Below are 22,392 nucleotides of genomic sequence, written 5' to 3' on the forward strand. Positions count from 1 at the left end.
TATGCCGTTTTGACTACGCGTTAAAATGGACAGAGTTTGCAGTGCACCGAAAAACGAAGAGTGGAGTAGGGAAGCGCGTTCACAGCCCGACTGTCCTGTAAAAGGAAATCCCGGTTCGAATCCGGGGAGGGGGACAAAATGGAATTAAAGTTATGTTCAAATTTATTCAGCGCCAGGGGTGTCTCCTATCAGGACTTGGTATCGGTTTACTGGGAGGTGTTATTGGACACTTTTATACTACCTACTGGCTGATAACGTTGGGTGTATTCGTTGTTTTTAGTGCGATAAAGATATTTATAGAGGAATATCGTTCCTACAGAGTAATGATGCGATGGCTAAAAGCCAATGAAGGAAAAAGACTATTGTTTTATGCAGGTCGCAGAAAACGTCAGAAGCTAGTTGAAGATACGATTATCCCTGCTTTATCAGACCAGCTTCTGAAAGTTTATTATGATGGTCCTTCGTTGGCAGGAGATATACCTACTGATGTAGTTCTAGAGTTAATGAAAACATTTGAATGGCGTTTTAATCAGCCTGTTCTGGCTAAAGTAGTGAACAGATCAATTCGTCAGATAGAGATTCGTAGTGAATTGGGTGGGTTTGTTGGGAAAAATATAGGCGAGGAAGGATTGAATAAGCGAATAAGTATGAAGAATAAAAGCTTGGATAATTAACGATTAAGAAAATATAGTACAATTTGTTCAATAAAGTGAAAAGTCTCTATTGAGATGTATTTACTTAATGTGAATCATTTTTTGCCTTTGAATAGACGAATATACCATATAGCAATAATAAGATAAGGCTCAGCATTCCACGTACTATTCGAATCCAATTTCTACAAGGAGGACAATCACTATTCTCCAGGCAAGGCTCACATGCCATTGAGCTCGTATTATAAATCCAGAATAGAAGAATTTCAAAACATATAAAACATAGAATATGCTTAAATATTTTCTTATAAAGCCAGATGTAAACATAAATCAAAATATCTTACAAGTTACTCTATTAATAACTATCGTTAAAGCGAAAATATAATTCTAATAGCCATCAAAGTAGCTATGGCTAGGTTTATGCATATTATTCACTAGCATTAATTTACAGGATAATATTGGATTTTTTTATGCAAACATCGTAAGTAGGAATTACTGAATAAATGTAAATATCTTCATAAACTGGAGCTCTAAAATTGTGTAAATAAGTTGATTTTTGTATCTTTCAAAGATCTAACAATAAATAAAAATCAACTTTTTATATGCCTCGTTACCATACAAATTCAACAGCCATTCGTAAATTCAGATCAGAATATTATCGTCTTAGATCCTATGAAGCACGTCTTAATGAGCAACTGCATCATATGTTCAAACGCATTAAGCAGATCAAAGAAGACGAAGAACTTTCTCTTGCCAAACATATCCTTCTGACAGCGTTACTAGCTCAGGCAGAACAACAAAAAGCTGAACTCGAGGCTCAATCCGTCTCCAAACAAAGAGATAAACAACTCAAAAAAGCAGAAAAAGAGTTGAAGGAGTTGCGTGTTCAATACAAACGCATTGACCTTCATCTAGCTGTGTTGGATAGGAAGAAGGACAAAGACAATATGGCTAACTATATCCTCAAAGAAGCCAAGCGTGATCAGGTAACAGTTCGTATCCAGTCTGCTTATACTTCCTGGAAGAAAATTGAACAACTTCAGGCTGAAGAGCAACAATCTCAGGCTATATATGAAGCACAGGTTATAGAGTTGGTAAAAGCCTCTTTATCTGAGCCTCAAACTGTATACAACCTTACTATACAAAGGCTCTCAGATACATTTGTGATTACTGCTTCCAACACTTTACATCTGACATCTTCCAATACCCTACAGGTACTTTCTGGCGATGCCAAAGTCTGGCTTTTCTGTCCGGGACAAGAAGCTGCTGCTTAACCTTCTAGTGTTCTTACTAAATTCTACATTTTGTGTATTGCAGGCTTTGCAGTGCCTGCTACTGCTTTACCCGTTTATCATCAGCTTTTTATATTTGAAAGATATTTTTGAGCTTTTGACCTTTTGTGTGATACCTTTGCTTATGTAAGGTGTAGCCTGACTATATCCATCCCTAATCCCTTAGTTTCACTTTGTCATGAAAATTCAACTTATCCGTAATGCTACACTTAAATTTTACTATGGCGGTAATACCTTTCTCATTGACCCCTACTTTGCATCAAAACATAGCCAGCGTTCTTTTGCCGGTAAATCCCCAAATCCAACAGTAGAGTTACCCGTTTCAGTAGAGAATATTTTGAGTGGGGTAGAAATGGTACTTGTATCACACCTGCATCCGGATCATTTTGACGAAACTGCACAACTCGCTCTACCAAAGGAATTACCTCTGTTCTGCCATCCTACACATTTGAATACCATTCTTGGAATGAACTTTACCCGCATTACGTCAGTAGAGGATCAACTGTACTGGCGTAATCTGGAGATCATACGTACGCCCGGTGAACATGGAGTAGGAGAGATTGGCCAGCGGATGGGCGATGTAGCAGGCTTTATACTAAAGGCTGCCGGTGAACCTACTATTTATTGGATGGGAGATACAATCTGGTACCCCAAACTGGAACAAATTATTCAGACGCATAAGCCACAGATTATCATTACCCACTCTGGTGGCAATCGTTTTTCTGATGATACACCTGCCATTGTAATGGATAAAGAACAGACTATAGACCTTTGTAAATTTGCTCCTGATAGTATCATTATCGCTACCCATCTTGATGCATTGGATCATGGCAGTGTAACTCGTGACGAACTACAAGCCTATGCTGAGAAACATGGAGTGCCTGCTTCTCAATTACGTATCCCCACAGATGGAGAACTGATGGAGTTTTAATTGTTTTAGTATATACAAATAAATAAGTCTGGACAGGCCATGTATCAGTATATACATTGTATTTTATAAGACGTAATCTGGTTTATAAATTTTGTAATCTTACAAAATAGAGTTTGTTATCTATGAAAGAATTTGATAAGAATGTGGAAGGGCTTAGGGGGATTGCTGCCTTGTCGGTTGTTTATCTCCATTATATGAATTTTGACTATTTCATCAATCTGGGTTATCACCCAGATACATTCTTAAAATTTATCGCTTTCGGACATCAGAGTGTATTGATATTTTTTATTTTATCAGGATATGTGATAGGATTGACTAATAAAGTTTCTGACTTCTCTTTAGCTTTTGTTGGAACATATATGAAAAAGCGTTTGGTGAGATTGTACCCCATTTATCTGATTGCAATTGGGTTGAGCTTGCTAGCTGTGCCTGAAATACATGCATCAGTAAAGATAACTATCGCCAAGATTGGGGGGAATTTATTGTTTTTGCAATATGGGAGGTTCAAAACATTGGATGGTAATTTTGTTCTCTGGACTTTAAACTATGAGATGTTGTATTATATAATATTCATAGGAATACTATTTTTTAAGCCCAACCTCAAAAAGCTCATTGTGTGTGTCTTTCTCTTCTGTAATGGTATTTGGTTATACCCTAAAGTACCCGGACTGCTGATTAGCTATGCTGTTGGTTGGGTATTTTGGTTGATAGGCTTATATATAGCCTGGCTTTGTCCGGTAGACATACATATAAAAGTAAAGAATCAGAGAGTAATCGGATTTTTATTTTTAATGATTGCAACAGGATTATTTGCTCCTGGTACCTTATTCTTAAAGGCAGTGAATCTGGAAAGCAAATTACAATTAAAAATAGTGAATATTGTTGATCTACTATATTTACCTGTGTGTGTCCTATTGTTTATTGAGGCCTGTCAGCGTAAAGTTCCCTATAAAAATATAGTAACTGGATTGGCGTTTGCTATACCCGTTGTGACATGTCTGATATTGATAGCAAAAGGAGATTTTCTTCTCAAAGAAGAATGGATTGCTGCAGGTATAATACTACTTATTGCGATGATAGTATTTTGGCTACCTATAAAGGGTAATATGCTTGCTGCTATGGCTTTTACAGGTAGTATTTCATATGCTATTTATGTTTTACACATGCCTGTAGGATTTCTCATGCAGAAGGTTGATTTTGGACTTCCAGCACCTTACTCGTTTGTTTTTAAATTTATTGTATGTGTGGGACTAACTATCGGTATATCGATTTTATTGGAACGGGTTATGCAACCGTTAATTAAACGATTGTTTTTTAAACCAAAACAATCCGCTTCTGTCTCTGCGGGATAAGATGGATATGAATCCATCAGTCATCCCAAATTTTAGAGCTGTATTTGGTTGATATGAAATTAAAAAAGAACGGCTACGCTTTTTAAAAGTGTAGTCGTTCTTTTTTAACATACCTAAAATTATTTTAGCTTCATTTTTACCAGAATAGGAAAATGATCAGATGGATACTTACCCCGATAGGTGTCCGTCAAAACACCCCACTTGCTTACCTGAAAATCTTTGGTGGCGAATACATGATCGATGATATCATTGCCTACCGGACCTTTTCCAAATGAATTGAAAGAAGGATTGCCACTGGTATAAGGTTCTTTTACCTGGCTGAAAGTATCTTTTAATAAACCGGAGTTGGCCAGTGTCAGATACCATTCGCTTTGATGTCCGCCATTTAAGTCGCCAGTAAATAAGGTAGGTTCGTTACCTGCCATTTCTTTGATTTTTTTCAGAATCAACTTGCCGCTTTCTACACGGGCAATTTTACCCTGGTGATCAAAATGTGCATTGAAGAAATAGAATTTCTTTTTGGTCAGTTTATCCTGAAGATATACCCATGAACAAAGACGCTTACAGCAGGTAGCATCCCAGCCAAGAGTTGGTTTGTCAGGTGTTTCAGACAACCAGAAGTCTCCTTTTTTCAGTATGGTAAAACGGTCTTTTCTGAAAAAGATTGCAGAGTGTTCGCCAGCTTCTTTGCCATCATCGCGTCCTACACCATACCGTTCGTATTCAGGCAATGCTTTACTAATATCATCCAGTTGATTTTTCAGACCTTCCTGTGTGCCAAAGATATCAAATTCATGAAACCGGATAAGCGAAGCTACGACAGGGGCTCTGTTTACCCATAGATTACCTGTATCTCTTGGGTTGTCAAAGCGAAGATTAAAGCTTCCCACAATCATATCCTGAGCCCAGCTATTTTCTGTTCCTGTCAGCATTAGGAGAAATAAAATGAATAAGGTAATGTGTTTTCTGGAATTCATAAATGGTTACTTAAAAGTAATATAGGTTGTGATCGGCAATTATACTATGAAGTTTGTTGTAAAGTAAATCTGTTTTAGGCAAAACAGTAGCAAGACATAGTGAAAAGATGGAGTACTGATCTGCAATAAGAAAAAATCCGTCCATCTGCGTATCAGTGACGGACGGATTGGTTCGTGAGTTATTACCAGCCTGGATTCTGACTCAGAGCAGGATTCAGAAGCCGGTCATTTTCAGGAATAGGATACAGGTAGTGTTTTGTTTCCCATTTGCGAGGCACATTCGCCAGCCAGGTAAGTTCGCCATAGGTGTCATGGGAGAGACGTTGTGGATTGGGTCCATTGCTGATCGTCTCTGCTACATTCACATAGGTAACGCCTGCAATCTGTGTGGCTGGTTTCTCTTTGTAGAAGCATACATCCAGAATACCATCTTCATTCAGATCCATAGGCTGATTCAACGCAGGTACATAGAAACCATTCCAGGTCTGTTCCATCAGTTCACCCCGTTTCCAGCGTACAATGTCATAAAAGCGGAAACCTTCCAGTGCCAGTTCAATTCCTCTTTCTCTACGGATTTCCATTAAAACCGGATCAGTTATAGCAGGGAAGTAATTTGTCTGCATGTAAGGGTCTACTACTGTTGGCAATGTATTGGCATTGGCAATGCCTGCACGAGTACGTAGTGCACCTACTGTTTTAGTCCAGTCGTCACCTGCAAAGGTACCAAGTTCAGCTTTAGCTTCTGCATAGTTTAATAACACCTCTGCCAAACGAATCACACAGATAGAGTTGATATTGCGGTTTCCTCCATCATAATACACATCATCCAGTGTCCACTTGATTGGTTGATAGCCTGTATAGGTATAGGAAAATACAGGAGGAGCAGGTTCAGTAGAACCCCCATTTACTCGTTTGTAATCGCCCATACGGATGGTTTGTTGCAGGCGTTTGTCTCTGTTCTTTACCTCTTCCATAAACGTCATGGTTTCATACCCTGGCTTGGATGTAAAGGGAGTGCCATCAATAGAAAGATAGGTATTAACAAACGTACGGATAAAGCTTACACGAGATCCATAAGTAGCGCTGGTCCACCACCAGTTGGCATCATTGAATACACTCAGGTTGGCATCCATTACAACAGAAAGCAACACTTCTGATGTGACAGGCGTAGTGCTTGTAAACAGCTGACGGTACGATTTATCTGTGCCAAGACCATTGTAAAGCGAGTAGCCTCCCGTGTTTATTACTTTCTCTGCTGCATTTACTGCTTCTGTCAGCCATTTTTCAGCGGTAGATCCCAGATTCAATTCATCATGGTATTTGCGATAGGTTCCTTCAAACAAACACACGCGAGACTTGAATGCATAGGCAACATTTTTGGAGATCAGACTACGTGAGTTATCGTTGGCGGCTGTGATATTGGCTGCTGCATAGTCAAGATCAGCCAGTACTGAATCCATTACCAATGTACGGGAATCACGGCCTTTGAACAAGTCAGGATCATTTACCTCAAAGGTTTTATTGATCCAAGGTACATCACCAAAACGTTTTACTTTTTCAAAGTAAAAAAACGCTCTGAAAAAACGAGCTATTCCAATGTAATTGCGTCTGACGGTTTCGGATACGCGTGGGTCTGTACAGTTTTCAATGAAATAGTTAATATTGCGAAGTTGTGACCAATCCCATCCGGAACTTTGTCTGGGGCCAAATGCACCTTCCCGTAAGAAATCAGGTACCTGTGTGCGTGCTGCATAGTCAGCCATTGCATCACTCTGATGAATAGAACTGGCTGAAGGAATGATCTCGTAAAATGAATTAGTATACAGGGACAAGCCTGTTTCGTTTCCAAAAATAGCGTCTCTGGTGGCTGTATCTTCTGGTACCTGATCCAGTTTTTCGCAAGCTGAAAAAAGGATAGTCAGACCAAGAAGTAGTATCAAATATTTTTTCATGAATACAAAGAATTAATAAACAGTTTTTAATAGGGTAAATCCATAACCGAGGCTATTCACCTGTTTCTCTCTTTAGAAGGTAACAGACAATCCCATCGACATACTTTTCAGGATCGGATAGTTATTGCCATTTCCACTAGTTCCATCAGTCAATACACGGTCAGATCCATTGATACTTTCCACATCGATATCTCTGGTAATCTTATACAATGGAGACCATGACCAGATATTCTCTGCAGATAGATAAATCCGTGCATTGCTCATGTATGCTCTTTTTACCAGTTGCTGAGGGAAGTTGTATCCTATCTGAAGGTTTTTAAGGCGTACATAGGCTACATTTTGCAGGTACTTGGTTTGTGCCTGTGTTAACTCACCCGAACCATTTTGTGCTGAGTATCCTCTTAACCGTGGGAAGTATGTATTGGGATTCTCTTCTGACCAGATTTCATTCAGCTGAGATTTAGGTATTTTATTGTAAGGTCTGTTATATTGTCCCCAGAAGATTGCGGCTTCAGTACCCGGATACCAATCTTGTTTACCCACACCTTGAAAGAAAGCAGATAGGAAGAAACCATTCCAGTCAGCGCCCAGATTGATCCCATAGGTATAGCGTGGTGTTGCATTTCCTATCACTTTGCGGTCACCTGGTTTGTCAACTGTATTGTCACCATTATTGATTACATTATCACCATTCAGATCTGCAAACTTAATGTCTCCAGGCAGAAGCTGACCACTGGTAGATGCTTTGTACAAGGTTTGTTTAGGCGAGTTATTGATCTCTTCCTGTGAGTTAAAGAATCCATCTGTTACAAATCCCCAGATCTCACCTACTGTTTGACCTGTGTAGTAATCTGTCAGCCTTTTGTTGGGGTTGTTGTATTTGGTGACCTTACTGGTATAATCTGCAATTACAAATCGGATGTTATATCCAAACGGTTTATTCCGAACTTTAAACTGATCGCTCCAGGCCAAAGAGGCTTCCCATCCGGTTGTTTTCAGATCCGCATAGTTGCCTTTTGGGACATCTGTTCCAAATACAGCAGGCAGTGTCATACCAACAGTAAACATATCGGTAGTTTTACGGATGTAAGCATCTCCTGTCAGATTCAGACGATTGGACAATAAACCCAGATTGACACCCAGATTCTGAGTAGTAGAGGTTTCCCAGGTTAGTCCATCCGGAAGCACACTAGGCTGATTAGTTTTCTGAGGTTTTACTCCATTTAAGATACGACCTGACTGAGAAATACCAAACTTCTCTTGGAAAGCATATGAACCAATACTTCCATTACCTAGTGATCCATACGAAGCACGAATTTTTAGATCCGAAATAATTCTTTCAGGAATTGTCCAGAACGATTCTTTACTTACCCGCCATCCTGCGGAAACAGATGGGAAGAATGCATACCGCTGACTGGAAGGAAATTTGGACGAACCATCATAGCGGCCATTAAATTCTACCAGGTACTTATCCTTGAATCCATAATTTAATCGATAAAATCCTCCTACAATGGCCCACTGTTCATATCCACCTGAAGTAGTGATGGATTGTCCCAGACCCAGGTTAATATCTGTAGCATCCGGAGAGATTAATCCATTACGTACTACTTCAATGCGTTTGTAAGTAGATTGTTCATAGTTAAATCCTGCCAAAGCTTTGAAATAATGATTACCAAAGAAGTTCTCATACTCGCTGTAAATATTGGTAGCCATGTATTTGGTATTGCGTTGCAGGACCTGCATGTCATTGTAGTTAGTTCCCACATACTCAATTACCCCAGGTTTGCGGCTGTAAGGAACTTGTACTCGTCTGCGATTCTCATCATTGTCGGTATTCTGGAAGGTAAAATCACCCTTGATGCGTAACTTGTTCTCAAAGAAGTGACTGCTTAAGCTGGTTGTATTTCGGATTACGGTTCGATTCATGTCAATCCCGTTTTTTCCATATACAAAATCTCCCACTGTATAAGCTGCCGAGTAGGTGAGGGTACCATCCGGGTTAAACATAGGAGCCATGTTATGACCTTCGTCTGAAATGTTCCGCCAGATACTGCCACCTTCACCTACATTCAACGGGTTGTGGTACTTGATAAATGAATAATCAACATTGTTAGTTGCTTCCAGCCAAGGAGTTAACTGTAGTGATCCTTTGGCACGGAGGTTATACATTTTGTAATCATCCGAGTTGTAACGGAACAATCCATCTTGTGTATAAGCACGTCCGGATACGTAGAAGTCACTTTTATCATTACCACCAGAGAAAGAAATGTTATGCTCGGTAGAGGTTGTATGTTTTTTATAAAGTTCTTTGTACCAGTCTGTATTGGCATAGTAGACGTATTCTCCATTTGAGTTTACCTCCACCTGAGGAAGACTGGGATCTTTGGAATGTCTCTCTAACTGTGCTAGATAATCCTGTGAGAACTTTACTGTTTTGTTAATATTCTGGGGAGTCTGAGAGTAATCATTCCAGGCTGACCAGGCTTCATTAAACAGCTTGGCAAACTGATAGCCATCTGTAACCAGATCAGGCACTGTAGTAGGCGATCTGAATGCATGATTGACAGAATAGTTGATACTGGTACGTTCCTTATTGGCTTTTTTGGTGGTGAAAAGAACTACACCAAATGCACCACGTGCTCCATAAATAGCACAAGAGGCCGCATCTTTCAATACAGTAACACTGGCAATGTCATTGGGGTTAAGCCGGCTTGGATCACCTTCTACACCATCTACTAATACTAACGCACTACCACCTTGACCGATGGAAGTTGTACCACGCACATTGAAGGTGGGTGATTGAATTGGCTTACCATCCTGTGGGATAATGTTCAGGTTAGGAATAACCCCTTGTAACCCTTGTGCAACGTTAGATACTGAGCGATTTTCCAGTACTTTACCATCTACCTGTTCTACAGAGCCTGTCAGGTCTCGTTTCTTGATAGAACTATAACCCACTACCACCACATTTTCCAGCGACTGAACATTAGGTACCATAGCTACATTGATCACAGTTTTGCTGCCTACAGGAACTTCTTCTGTGTTATAGCCTATGAAAGAGAATACCAGAATACCATTCTCATCAGAAACAGTGACACTGTAATTCCCTTGTGCATCACTGATGCTGCCTGTAGTAGTGCCTTTGACGCTAACACTTACACCAGGTAATGGCTGGCCTTTTTCATCGGTTACTTTTCCTGTAACAGTATTTTGAGGTTTATTGGCAGAAGTGCCTGTACTTTTTGGTTTTTCTTTGATAAAGATATATGAGTCCGAAGATTCGTAGATAACATAATAAGGCTTGAGCAAATCATCCAGAATAGTGCGGAGTTTCCGGTTCTCGTAGGTGACAGATACTTTTTTGTCAGCAGGCAGCAGACTGGGAGAATAAATAAACTCACAGTTCGCTTTTTCGCTGAGTATGGTCAGGCTCTGGCGAAGTGTTACATTTTTTAAAGAAATTGAAATAGTATTATCCAATATGTTCTGACTAGTAGCTTTGGCATAGGAGGTAGTGGTGGTAAACTGCAAAAGCAAGGCAAACAGAGCTGCGTATCTCATAAAATATATGAAAGATACGAACCCTCGTTTTTGGGATTTTTTCATATTTTTGGGTTTGTTTTCAGGTTAAACTGAATACGAAAGGTCTCTTGGTTATTTCTTTGATGTGAACTAAGGAATACATAAAAACCGGGGACAGTCAGACCGGAGATGCTCGCAACATCTTCGGTTTTTATCCGGAATAGGTGTAGACGTAGAGTTTGACTGTTACATAGGCAATACGATTGTTGGTTTAACAGTGGTTTAGTGTATATGCATTATTGACAGGTGTTTCCTTTGATGATAATCTGATTTCCGACTTTCTTGTATCGAGCCCCCAGATACAGACATATCTTCTCCACGATTCGGGGTAACGGCTCGTTTTTAAACCGGGCATTTAGTTTACACTGACTCAGTTCCTTATTCTCCAACTGTATCGTTACATTGTATTTCCGGTTCAGGATCTGAATAATTTCAGGCAGGGTTTTGTCTTCAAATACCAGATTACCCTCCATCCAGGCTGTATAATTTTCCAACTGTGTTACATTGGTCTGAGTCAACAGTTGCTCTTTTATCGAATAACTGGCTTTCTGATTCGGTGTCAAGAATACGGTTTGTATACTATCTCCAACCTGTACCTTTCCGGTACGTACCGCAACCTCAACCTGTGGCTCATCTTTGTAGGCCTTTACATTAAAGCTGGTACCCAGGACTCGTGTGTTGATTTTTCCAGAAGTGATTACAAAAGGCTTTTTAGGGTCTTTGGTTACTTCAAAAAACGCTTCTCCCTCTAGATAGACCTGCCGAATATTTCCTGAAAAGGACTTGGGTGCTTTGATTCGGGTATCAGCATTCATATACACCAGTGACTTATCTGATAGCTGAATCACCTTCTGACGGCCCGGAGGATTGTATATCTCCATATATGCAACAGAAGTTTTCAGAAAATGACCTTTGCCGATCCATATCCCTACTCCAGCAGCCAGGGCTACCAGTAAAATAACAGAGGCAACTCGCCATACGGGAAATTGTCTGACAGGTAACGCAATAATATTCTCTTCTTCTTTAATGGCTGTATCAATTCGCTCCTGAAGGCTGGCTTTGATTCGTACTTCTTTGGTTGCTGATAAATCTTCTGACTGTGTATGCAGCGAATCAAGCCAATGTTCTACCCATTCTTTTTCCTCGTCTGTGCATTGGTCAAGTTTGTATTTCGTAATCAGATTTTTTAGTTCTTCAGGAGTCACTGTGATGGTAATGTAATGTCAGAGAATAGAGCGTTTACAATGAGGTGACGGGCGAGAATCCAAATGGTACTATGCGAAATGAAGATTTTTTTGAAAAAAATTAAAATAGGTAAAATGAAACAAATATAGCCCTCAAATACAGGCTATAGGAGTAGGAGTAAGGAGGAATAGTATATTGTCAGGTTATCTGATACTTAGGAAATCCAGATACAGAATAGAAGAATAGATACAATATAATCACTCAGACTTAAGCGAAGTCTTCTTAAGGCACCTGTAAGTTGATTTTTTACAGTCTGCTGAGACAAGTCCAGTTGTTCCGAGATTTCGGCAATGGATTGATCCTGACGTCGGCTCAGTTCAAATATCTCTTTCATACGGGAGGGCATACTGGCCAGGGATGTATCCAGCAAAGAATAGATTTCACTTTCAGCTATTTTTTCGGCAGTTGATTCCCGAAAAGGGAGAGTTGTGTTTTTCAGTGACGCCAGATAATCTTCCCGTGTATAGGTAGCAGCTATATGATCCAGTATTTTATTTTTCAGACTTTTGAACAGATAACCGGAAAGAGAAGTAGTAATAAGCAACGTATCTCTTTTGGTCCAAAGCTTTACAAAGATATCCTGTGTGATATCCAGTGCTTCATCTTCAGACCGTAGTTTATTACGGGCAAACAAGTATAGGTTTTTCCAATAGCGGTCGTATATCTCGTTAAACGCTTTTTCGTTTCCGGCTCGTAATTCCCGTAAGAGCTCTTCTTCGTCAGCAGAAAGATAAGACATAGCTTGTGTAAAAATTCTTTCTGCAAAAGTAGATTTCTGAAAAGACAAGCTTATTAAGCCAGTGTTAAATGAAAAAAAAGCTTAGGAAACATATTGTACTATACAGAGAAGTGTAATGAGTCATTGGTTTTTTAATCCTTCCGAAAATGCACCTCATTTTAGTAGTTGAAAATTACATGTCTATACTTGAACTGGCAAGTGAATAGGTTTGAGTTTCTTGTTTTTTGAGGATATTGTATCGGTTTATGTGGAATGACAAAGATGTAATTAGTTTCGGTGAAGCAGAGAAAAAGAAGCTGTTTTAGAAACACAAGACAAGATTGTTAAAGACGAAGTATGGCACTTGTTGAATCCAATAGATCCTGAAGACAATAACAAATAAGTACTTCATTCTAATTAGTTTCTAATGCTTTAGAAAGTAGATGTTTATGAGATCTAAGTTATTCCTCTTTTTGTGTTTCTTTTTTCTTGTTTCAAGTATTTGCTTTGCTCAAAAACATATAAGAGGTATACATGATACTACTGTGTTCTCTCCAAAGTTATGGAAGCAAGATACGCTAGGTAAATATGGATATAAATACAATATAGTAACACATACACAGATCATCTACGATTTATATGGTAAGACTATTGAGGAGGTTGAAAAATATTTGGGATTACCTGACTACTTCTGTATGAAGGAACCATGTGAAGAATGTATGGCATATCTTTATCACTATGAATTTTATAGTGACAACTTGCCCCGTGGATATGTATATGTTCCTAAACAGAATTGTAAAAAATACATTGATACAGGTTCTGCTTTTATCGTAGTATTTAGTGTAGAGACCAAGAGAGTTACTTCTGTTCAGGTAACAATAAAAAATTAGATTTAATTGAATCATAAATACAAATAATAGTAAAGATTTTCATACCCTCTGGGTAGATATAGGACCAGACCAACGATGAAAGAAAAAGCTGATTGATTCAGATATAGAGTAATTTAACGTTCATACTTACTAAATTAAGCAAGTTTTCTGTCTCACTTTGCTAAACCGCCTCATACCGCTATTATTTCATTTGTAAGTGATTTATCTCACTAAAGTAGACCATCTCACTCTTTTAGGAAAGTATTAAAACAGGACATTACTAAATAGTTAAATGAGAATAATGAAATCTTAAAAGACCTTAAAGAATAAAAAACTTTTCTCGATGAAAAATCTAGATCATAGTAAGATCTATCGTATACTTTCTGTTCTGTTATTAGTATGGATAGCATTTACAAAGAATTATATATTAGTTTATATTTATGCATTTACTTCGTTCATATATGCTGTAATAGTTATAGGATTTGTCCAACAGAGGCTTACTATACAGATTCGAGACCACTATCCTGATTTATACAAAAAATACCAGATGGGGATTGGGGATTTGTTGCGTTCAGATAGGTTACAGAAAATAGATTTAACAGGTTTTTCAAAAGAAGATTTAGATTTAATGAAAGATCCGGATTTGCGTACTGAAATTGAACAGCTCAAATCCAATCAGATTAATGTATTTACATTCTTTTTTCTAACAGTTACCTTAGCTATAATTATTCTCTCTATCTAAGACAATAAAATTAGTTTCTAATATATTAGGTGGGCTTTGAGAAAACGCTGATTGATTTAGCTATAGCTGATTGATTTAGCTATATAAGAATCTATGAGTTCTGGTATTTATTGAATTTCTGATAGGAGAATGAGACATAAAATTTCATTAAATACCCTAAAAAAGGCCCTTTTTGCTGGATTCGTATTTATAGTACTCAGCTATTTTCTAACCATGCTTTACCAACTCTTATATTTTAAAGCAATCCGAAATGATGGGAAAGAATGGATTTTAGTGCCTATTGCAACTACCTATACGTATTGTGTTATATCTATAGTAACATGTATATCTGTGTTTGTTATATGGATACTAAGCAATCCGGATAGATGCAGATCAATAGTATTATTTAGTCAACCTATACTGTTTTTATGTCTCGTAATAAGTAAATTTTATATCGGACTGAATAGTGGAGAATCTATAATATTAGTGACGGTTCTTTTGGCTTACATATCCGCATCCGCTTTTTTGTATTATCTGTTTGAAGGTTGAGCTATTCCGGTTTACCCATAGATAAATTACTTGGTTTAAATTTCTCTCCTCAGACAATGTCTTTTTTTCACTTGCTAAAAAATACCAGCTTTTTCAGAATTATTGTTTTACTACATTCTGTGATATCGTTGATGTATTGATTTGCAGATGAGGTATCTAAGTATGGAAAGTTTATAGAAGCGCTTGGTTTTTATTCTTTGATATTAACAGTTTATGTTACCTGTATATATGTAAATCCAGAGTCAACCTCAAAGAGAATAAGTATTTTGATAGTAGCAAATATTTTGGCAGGTTGTATATTATTTCTTTTTAGAGGTTCTCTATCCAGATTAAATGATTTGGGGTCACTTATAATTGGTGCTCCGGTTGCTCTTTTGTTTGTAGCATATATCTTGTTGACTTTTTGGGAGATTGCAAAGTGTACTTCCAGATCGTTTTTGTTCATACTTCTTATTTTTTCGTTTTTACCTGTTACTGTTTGGTTTGTTCTTAATCTCAGAGAAGAGGCTGATAATGTTAAGGATACAAGTCTATGAAAATACCTATACTACTATTTGCACTGCTATTTTTGAGCTTGGTGTACTCCTGTGCATCTCATAAAAGTGATATGTCCTCGCATACCTCTCAATCCAATGTTGCATTGAATCAAAATTCTGATTCACTTATAGTAGCTAAATATAGACTAGAACTAATAAGAGAATATATGGAAGATGATTCCCTGGTAACAGAATCTGAGATGGATAGTATTTTACAGGAAATGAGAATCATCCTATCCAGTGGAGAAGTATTTTATGCTCCTGACAGTACTTTTAAAATCTATGTTATAGAAGGCGAATCATGTGGAGGTTATTGCAATCCTTTATGGAGTTCATACATTCATTATAATCTAAAAAGTAAGCAGGTTATAAAAGAAGCTGATTTCACTAGTATTACTTCAATACATAAACTTCCTGATGAGAAATATTTAATAATGGAACATAGTTACGGACGACCTGCATCTGTAATGAGTGTTGTATGCAATCAGGCAAGAGTTATCTCTTTTCAAAATGACTCCATTTTAACACACTCAATAGGTAATAATTCAGAAGGTAAATTTGAGTTTTGCCAGCAAAATACAGTTGAACTTGAAGAGGGGCCTTATATCCGGTATGATCCGAAAAGCAAACGTTTAACCTATCTCTATGGCAATAATTATGGTTATAGCCATGACCTTGATATAGACACAATTAGACAAGGCCAATTCCAATATGTTAAAGGAAAGTTTATCCTAGAAAAGGAAACAATCACTGTTAATGACAGAAGTCAAACAGAGGATAAATGAAAACGTGAGCATACCATTAACTAATACGATAATTGTGGGTTTTGCGACTGGGGTAGTCCTAAAATCGGGATACATAGCGTATGAATGATTTTTGAAAACAGGTGAACGAAAATATAGCGTGATCAAAGAAATCTTTGTCGATTTCAAGGGAAACATGCTTACTTTGTGCTTTTACTAATTGTCTGCATTATGCAGGTCAGAGCATCAAAATTAATAGCATGATTGGAATTGACAACTTCCTGGTTTTTAGTATCACAGCCCTCATTTTTATCATGAGCCCCGGCATTGATACCATTTTCATATTAAACAAATCAATCAGTCAGGGCAAACGGGCCGGCATATTTTCTACCATTGGCACTAACAGTGGCGTACTCTTGCATACACTTTTTGCTGCCTTAGGTTTATCCCTTATTGTGGCTCAATCTGCCCTTGCCTTTTCTGTTGTTAAGTATGCAGGTGCTCTCTATCTTCTGTTTCTTGGGATTTCAGCACTTCGATCCAGAGATAAGAAACTAGATTTTGATAAGAAAGAGCCTGTCAAGGAAAGCGACTGGAAAAACTTTCGGACGGGGTTTATGACCAATATTCTGAATCCAAAAGTTGCCTTGTTTTTTCTATCTTTCTTTCCTCAGTTTATAAAGAAAGAGTATATCGAGTCACCTATTCCTTTTATTATCCTGGGATGTACCTGTGCCTTGTTGGGTATGGTGTGGTTTCTGACGCTTACATTTTTTTCTGCTTTATTCTCCCAGAGACTGAAAAATAATCCTGGATTTAATCAATACCTGAACAAAGCATCCGGGATGGTGTATTTCGGTATGGGAATAAAAGTTGCCATAACAGAAAAATAGAGTTTTAGTACCAGCAGATATGGGCTACACTCTGTAAGTCAGATCTGCTGGTCGAGCGTTTGCGCCAGATAGTTAGACCGGCTAGTTTCAGAGAAAAATGTAAGTGATTGTTAACAGGATATATCAATGAAAACAGATACTCTACCTCCTTCAAACACTAGTTTTTCAGATTCTAAAAGCCATTATGAAATATTGGATGCGCTGCGTGGTGTAGCTGCCATTATGGTGGTTGTATTTCATATCCTTGAAGCCTTCTCTTTCGGAGATCATCGGAAGCAAATCATTAATCATGGCTATCTGGCGGTTGATTTCTTCTTTCTGCTCTCAGGTTTTGTCATTTCACACGCCTACGACGACCGATGGAATACAATGACCTGGCAAGATTTCTTTAAGCGACGCCTAATCCGGCTTCATCCAATGATTATTATGGGGATGATCATTGGCGTAATTGGATTTCTATCCTATACTTTTCCGGAAGTATATACTCTGAGCCGTGACGTTTCTTTTGGGAGGGTTATGTTGGTTATGCTGATCGGGTTTACCTTATTTCCGTTACCAGTCTCAATGGATATCAGAGGCTGGATCGAGATGCACCCTCTTAATGGCCCTGCCTGGTCTCTATTCTTTGAATATATCGCCAATATTTTATATGCTTTCCTGCTGAGAAAAATCTCCAATACAGTTCTTGCTGTGCTGGTAGCTTTGGCTGGTTTTGCTTTGGTACATTGGGCTGTTACAGGTCCCAGTGGAGATCTCATCGGGGGGTGGTCACTAGACCCGCTACAATTTCGGATTGGTCTTACACGTCTGCTTTTTCCGTTTCTTGCGGGGATCTTGTTAGCCAGAGTCTCTAAACCCGGATACATCAAAAATGCATTTGTCTGGTGTAGTCTGTTGCTTATCCTTGTGCTTGCTTTTCCTCGTGTGGGTGGAGATCGGTTGTGGCTAAACGGAATCTATGATTCGCTCTCTGTAATAGTTGTATTCCCTGTGATAATCTATATGGGTGCCAGTGGTACTATTGAAGGAAAAGGTTTGTTACGTATCGGTAGATTTCTGGGAGATATTTCTTATCCAATCTATATTATTCACTATCCGCTGATCTATATCTTCACAGGCTGGGTTATTGAAGATAAAATACCTCTGGCAGAAGCCTGGCCTGTTGGATTGCTTGTATTAGTCGCTTCTTTGCTGATTGCTTATAGTAGTTTAAAATGGTATGATATACCTGTGCGAAAATGGCTCACAGAACGATTTATGAAGAAAAATAAGAAGGCCATAACGAATGCTTCCGGTTTGCCTCCAACCTCAAATCAAAATGGCTAAGTAGATAATAAATTTGTTAGTACGTAGAATATCTCTCATGTAGATACATTGATACCAGAATATACTTACTTTGAAAAAAATATTGTTTTTCCGTTTTATTTTATCACCATTGCAATCATATTGTTTGTAGAAATTTTAATGAATGTATGAAAAAAACACTGACTAAACTCCTGGCATATGTAAGTATTGCCACTTTTGTAATGATATCTTGTTCAGAGGAAAAAGTAGGCAATAACCAATTGACTGGAAAAGAAAAAGAAGAAGGATGGGTTGTGTTGTTTGATGGAAAGACTACTGATGGATGGCACTTATATAACAAAGGAAAGGTTCCTTCTGCCTGGATTGTACAGGGTGATGAATTGTATTGTAAACCTGATACCTTTGATATAGCACACGGTGATCTGATCTCTGATAAAGAATTCAAAAACTTTGATCTGAAGTTTGAGTGGAAAATATCAGAGGCTGGTAATAGTGGTGTATTTTTTAATGTGGTGGAAAAAGATAGTCTGCCCACTGCCTGGTCTTCCGGTCCTGAATATCAATTGCTGGAGAATACCCATCCTGATTATGCCATGAATCCTGTGAAGAGAGCGGGCTGTTTATATGGTTTTGCCCCACAAAAGAATGCTGTAACCCCTTTGCCTGCCGGACAATGGAATCGATCAGAAATCAAACAGGTTGATGGCAAAGTAGAATTTTATTTGAATGATACACTAACAGCTCAGCAGGATTTGAATTCAGCAGAATGGAAAGCTATGATAGCTAATAGTAACTTTAAATTTTTTCCTGAGTTTGGAAAGTCTACCAAAGGACATATTGCCTTACAGGATTGGTCCAAAGGTATCTCTTTTCGTAATATTAAAATTAAGGAGCTATAAGCACTTAATTTCTGCATAAAAGATATGGAAGCACAGCAGTTGTAAATAGGTGAACTGCTGTGCTTTACCGATCCATTATAAAGTTCGGATACCTCCATCGATCAGTAATTCACTACCAATCATAAAGCTTGACTCATCAGAAGCCAGATAGAGAGAGGCCTTGGCCATTTCCAATGGCATGCCTACACGTTTAACAGGTGCAAACTGTCCCATACCTGCTTTCATAGCTTCTGCTTCTTCTTTACTGGAAGCTACAGACTCAAAAACAGGTGTATCAATCGGACCAGGAGTTAAGACATTTACACGTATTTTTCGGTCCAGTAGTTCAGCCGAAAAGCTTCGGGCAAGAGATCGTACTGCTGCTTTAGATGCTGCATAGGCTGCATGATTAGGAACTCCTTTTTCTGCAACAGTTGATGATGTTAATATAACAGAAGCTCCATTATTTAAGTATTTCAGCGCTTTTTGAACAGTGAAGAATGTCCCTTTGAAGTTGATGTCATTTACTTTGTCAAACATCTCCTCTGTAAACTCTGACAAAGGCCCCAACACATATACGGCAGCGTTGACTACCAGAATATCTATTTTGCCCCATTTCTGAAATACTCTGGTATATAGTTGGTCCAGATCTGCTAAAGTGGTGACATCTCCCTGGACACCTAAGGCGTCATACCCGATTTCATTAACAGCATTTGCGAGATTCTCACGGTTACGAGCTGTTATAGCTACTTTTGCCCCTTGTTGGGCAAATAATTTGGCAGTTGCTAATCCAATACCGCTACTACCACCTGTAATAACGGCTACCTTGTTTTCTAATTTTCCTGACATACTCTTTACTTGTTTAAAATTTACTCTGCAAAGTTGCCAGTACTTTTAGTGGAGAAAAATGAACCAGATCAAGAAATATGATTGATCTGGTTCAACTTTTGGACTTCTTTTTTTGATTGCGGAGCCTGGAGATAAATTCTGTTGTCATACCCAGGTAGGAAGCAAGAGCATATTGAGGTATACGTTGAACAAGAAGAGGATATTGTTCTAAAAAATAATGGTATCTTTCTTCTGCTGTTTGAGTAAGATTGGCAATAAGTCTTCGTTGCTGAAAGGCGGTAGAACGTTCAGCCATTATTCTAAAAAACGTCTCAAATGTAGGGCTATACCTTTTTAAATATTGCTCACGGGAATAGTCAATCTGGGCTACTTCGCTGTCTTCCAGTGCAACGACAAACATGGTTGCAGGTTGTTGAAAAATATAACTATTATAGTCAGATATCCACCAGTCTTCAATAGCAAGTTGAATAGTATATTCCTGACCTTTGCTGTCGACGACATAAGCTCGAAATGCTCCTTTGAGTACATAATTGCGATGCGTAGCAACAAAGTCAGGCTGAATGATAAACTGACGTTTTTTGATCTTTTTCAGTTTAAAGCTTAAAAGTGTTTCTCTAAGTTCTTCAGAACTAAGAGAAACTTTTTTCCGGATATGTTCTATCAGGGGATCTAGTGTTGGCAATGTAGTTTGATCCATCTGTATAATTTTCATCAAAAGAGTTGAAAATAAAATGGACAAGTATATCAAATTTCTTTGATAGTATACTGTAATCAGGAAAATAGGATTAGCCTTATGGGCTACAGCGAACAGCTAGGCTGCAACTCGGGGCAGAGAAATTGTGAAAACACTGCCTTTGCCTACTTCACTATCAACAGAGATGGTTCCTTTGTGTTGCTGAACATACTGTTGTGTTAGCAAAAGTCCCAAGCCACTGCCTTTTTCTCCCTGTGTACCCAGGGTGGTGTGTTTCGAATCCAGATGGAATAGTTTATTCATAACATCCGGGGTCATACCAATACCCGTATCTGCAATAGCAAAAGAGATATTGTGCTCTTTCTGAATAGTATAGATACGAATTGTACCGCCGGGAAGCGTAAATTTCATAGCATTGGATACCAGATTCCGTACAATAAGCTGGATCATGGCTTCATCTGCATATAAACTTACACTTGAATCCGTATCATTTTGAAGTATAATCTGTTTCTGATCTGCCAGAGGGGTAGACCATTCCAGTACCTGTTGTGTTATCTCATACAAATTTACTTTCTGAGGCTCAAAACGGGTGTGTTGCATAGCGGCTCGTGACCATTCCAGCAGATTATCCAGCAAATGAGCTGTTTGATCAACCGTATGTTTGGAAGCTTTCAAAAATGTCTGTTGCTCTTTTTCACTGAGTGGTCTATCTTCATTTGTCATCATATCAATAAGCATACGCACAGAATGTACGGGCCCTCGCAGATCATGAGCGATAATGGAAAAGAAACGATTTTTTTGTTCATTGAGCTCTTTCAGGTGACGATTGAGCTTTTGATGGTTTTTAATGTATTTAAAGACAATAATCCCAATCTGAATACTAACCCAAATACTAGCCAGGGCCGATAAAATAATAATAATCTGAGAGCGATCAATGCTATTTTTAGCCCGATTATGTCTGATCGTTAACAGGGCCTGTTCATTTTTCTGGATTCTCTCCTGTGTTTGATAGATACCCTGCATGATTAATCGTGCTTTTTCCAGATGGGCAATTCTGGCCTGGGCATTGGGATAGTGAAATTTTCCAGTTACATAAGCCATGGAGGTATCAAACACTCCCAGACGTTGTTTAATAAGGTTACCAAGTAACCGTGCATCTATTTGTCTGGAAGGGTTATCTGCTGTAAGTTTTAGGAGTTTATCTGTTTCAGAATGAATAGTTGAGACTAATTGAGGAAAATTTCTTACAAATTCTTTATTGTGAGTAAGCGCGTATCCTCTGACATTTCCTTCGCATTGATTGATGTGTTGTACTAGCCGATCAGTGGTATTGATAACCTGATAAGTATGTTCTACCCATGTGAGATCGTAGTAGAGATTTTTGCTATGTCGGTAAGAATAGATAATAAATGCTGTCAGAAGCAACGTAGAGCAGGCTAAAGAGATTGTTAGCCAGTAAAATAGGGTGGAACGTTGGCCCAAAAAGCGAACGAAAGAATTAAAGCTTTGCACAGCAGGAAGACATAACAAATAGAAAATTGATTTTCAGGTCAAACAAAAATAAAAATTTAGCACTCTCTCAATCGTGTAATAAGAGTTTGATTCTTACATTGCTGATTCTAAGCTTATTTCATAAGGTTATAAAAAAGGAGCTAT

Annotated in this window: 19 protein-coding genes; 10 read left to right on the forward strand and 9 right to left on the reverse strand. The window is 38.3% G+C overall.

Annotation, left to right across the window (positions count from 1 at the left end):
• Positions 1–152: 152 nt before the first annotated feature.
• The 4 genes from QNI22_RS36990 (at position 153) to QNI22_RS37005 (ending at position 4,225) form a co-directional block, all read left to right on the forward strand.
• On the forward strand, positions 153–674 hold the full coding sequence (locus tag QNI22_RS36990; RefSeq protein WP_314519250.1) for a hypothetical protein: 522 nt from the start codon (positions 153–155) through the stop codon (positions 672–674).
• A 578-nt stretch (positions 675–1,252) separates the two neighbouring features.
• Positions 1,253–1,924: a hypothetical protein gene (locus tag QNI22_RS36995; protein WP_314519251.1), complete on the forward strand. Its 672-nt coding sequence runs from the start codon at positions 1,253–1,255 to the stop codon at positions 1,922–1,924.
• A gap of 196 nt (positions 1,925–2,120) precedes the next feature.
• Positions 2,121–2,873 carry an MBL fold metallo-hydrolase gene (locus QNI22_RS37000; protein ID WP_314519252.1) on the forward strand — a complete coding sequence of 251 codons (753 nt, stop codon included), beginning with the start codon at positions 2,121–2,123 and terminating at the stop codon, positions 2,871–2,873.
• 122 nt (positions 2,874–2,995) lie between these two features.
• Positions 2,996–4,225, forward strand: a complete 1,230-nt coding sequence (locus QNI22_RS37005; RefSeq protein WP_314519253.1) for an acyltransferase family protein — start codon at positions 2,996–2,998, stop codon at positions 4,223–4,225.
• Positions 4,226–4,344: 119 nt separating this feature from the next.
• Here the strand turns inward: QNI22_RS37005 and QNI22_RS37010 are convergent, their stop codons facing one another.
• From QNI22_RS37010 to QNI22_RS37030, 5 genes are all read right to left on the reverse strand, one after another.
• Positions 4,345–5,202 carry an endonuclease/exonuclease/phosphatase family protein gene (locus QNI22_RS37010; protein ID WP_314519255.1) on the reverse strand — a complete coding sequence of 286 codons (858 nt, stop codon included), beginning with the start codon at positions 5,200–5,202 and terminating at the stop codon, positions 4,345–4,347.
• Between the two features lie 182 nt (positions 5,203–5,384).
• Positions 5,385–7,154, reverse strand: coding sequence for a RagB/SusD family nutrient uptake outer membrane protein (locus tag QNI22_RS37015; RefSeq protein ID WP_314519257.1), 1,770 nt, complete (start codon positions 7,152–7,154; stop codon positions 5,385–5,387).
• A 72-nt stretch (positions 7,155–7,226) separates the two neighbouring features.
• Positions 7,227–10,715: a SusC/RagA family TonB-linked outer membrane protein gene (locus QNI22_RS37020; RefSeq protein WP_314519258.1), complete on the reverse strand. Its 3,489-nt coding sequence runs from the start codon at positions 10,713–10,715 to the stop codon at positions 7,227–7,229.
• A gap of 257 nt (positions 10,716–10,972) precedes the next feature.
• Positions 10,973–11,941, reverse strand: a complete 969-nt coding sequence (locus tag QNI22_RS37025) for a FecR family protein (protein ID WP_314519260.1) — start codon at positions 11,939–11,941, stop codon at positions 10,973–10,975.
• A 194-nt stretch (positions 11,942–12,135) separates the two neighbouring features.
• The gene (locus tag QNI22_RS37030; RefSeq protein ID WP_314519261.1) at positions 12,136–12,720 is read right to left on the reverse strand and encodes an RNA polymerase sigma factor; all 585 of its coding nucleotides are present in this window, start codon (positions 12,718–12,720) and stop codon (positions 12,136–12,138) included.
• 524 nt (positions 12,721–13,244) lie between these two features.
• Between QNI22_RS37030 and QNI22_RS37035 the strand changes: the two genes are divergently transcribed.
• Together QNI22_RS37035 and QNI22_RS37040 are read left to right on the forward strand one after the other, a co-directional pair.
• Positions 13,245–13,589, forward strand: a complete 345-nt coding sequence (locus tag QNI22_RS37035) for a hypothetical protein (RefSeq protein ID WP_314519264.1) — start codon at positions 13,245–13,247, stop codon at positions 13,587–13,589.
• A gap of 322 nt (positions 13,590–13,911) precedes the next feature.
• Positions 13,912–14,310, forward strand: coding sequence for a hypothetical protein (locus QNI22_RS37040; protein ID WP_314519265.1), 399 nt, complete (start codon positions 13,912–13,914; stop codon positions 14,308–14,310).
• A 739-nt stretch (positions 14,311–15,049) separates the two neighbouring features.
• On the opposite strand, the gene QNI22_RS37045 is transcribed toward QNI22_RS37040, so the two are convergent.
• Entirely contained in the window at positions 15,050–15,283 is a 234-nt protein-coding gene (locus QNI22_RS37045; RefSeq protein WP_314519266.1) for a hypothetical protein, read from the reverse strand.
• Positions 15,284–15,370: 87 nt separating this feature from the next.
• Between QNI22_RS37045 and QNI22_RS37050 the strand changes: the two genes are divergently transcribed.
• The 4 genes from QNI22_RS37050 to QNI22_RS37065 all read left to right on the forward strand — a co-directional run bounded on the left by QNI22_RS37050 (position 15,371) and on the right by QNI22_RS37065 (position 19,214).
• Positions 15,371–16,159 carry a hypothetical protein gene (locus QNI22_RS37050; protein WP_314519268.1) on the forward strand — a complete coding sequence of 263 codons (789 nt, stop codon included), beginning with the start codon at positions 15,371–15,373 and terminating at the stop codon, positions 16,157–16,159.
• A gap of 218 nt (positions 16,160–16,377) precedes the next feature.
• Positions 16,378–17,010, forward strand: a complete 633-nt coding sequence (locus QNI22_RS37055) for a LysE family translocator (protein WP_314519270.1) — start codon at positions 16,378–16,380, stop codon at positions 17,008–17,010.
• 126 nt (positions 17,011–17,136) lie between these two features.
• Entirely contained in the window at positions 17,137–18,336 is a 1,200-nt protein-coding gene (locus QNI22_RS37060; RefSeq protein WP_314519272.1) for an acyltransferase family protein, read from the forward strand.
• 146 nt (positions 18,337–18,482) lie between these two features.
• A complete protein-coding gene (locus QNI22_RS37065) occupies positions 18,483–19,214 on the forward strand; it encodes a 3-keto-disaccharide hydrolase (RefSeq protein WP_313977586.1) in 732 nt (243 codons plus the stop codon).
• A 75-nt stretch (positions 19,215–19,289) separates the two neighbouring features.
• On the opposite strand, the gene QNI22_RS37070 is transcribed toward QNI22_RS37065, so the two are convergent.
• The 3 genes from QNI22_RS37070 to QNI22_RS37080 form a co-directional block, all read right to left on the reverse strand.
• The gene (locus tag QNI22_RS37070) at positions 19,290–20,042 is read right to left on the reverse strand and encodes an SDR family oxidoreductase (protein ID WP_314519273.1); all 753 of its coding nucleotides are present in this window, start codon (positions 20,040–20,042) and stop codon (positions 19,290–19,292) included.
• 91 nt (positions 20,043–20,133) lie between these two features.
• Positions 20,134–20,754 carry a Crp/Fnr family transcriptional regulator gene (locus QNI22_RS37075; protein WP_314519274.1) on the reverse strand — a complete coding sequence of 207 codons (621 nt, stop codon included), beginning with the start codon at positions 20,752–20,754 and terminating at the stop codon, positions 20,134–20,136.
• Between the two features lie 99 nt (positions 20,755–20,853).
• Positions 20,854–22,248 (reverse strand): sensor histidine kinase, encoded by a 1,395-nt coding sequence (locus QNI22_RS37080; protein ID WP_314519276.1) that lies wholly within the window; start codon positions 22,246–22,248, stop codon positions 20,854–20,856.
• Positions 22,249–22,392 lie beyond the last annotated feature (144 nt).

Source organism: Xanthocytophaga agilis (assembly GCF_030068605.1).
GTDB lineage: Bacteria > Bacteroidota > Bacteroidia > Cytophagales > 172606-1 > Xanthocytophaga > Xanthocytophaga agilis.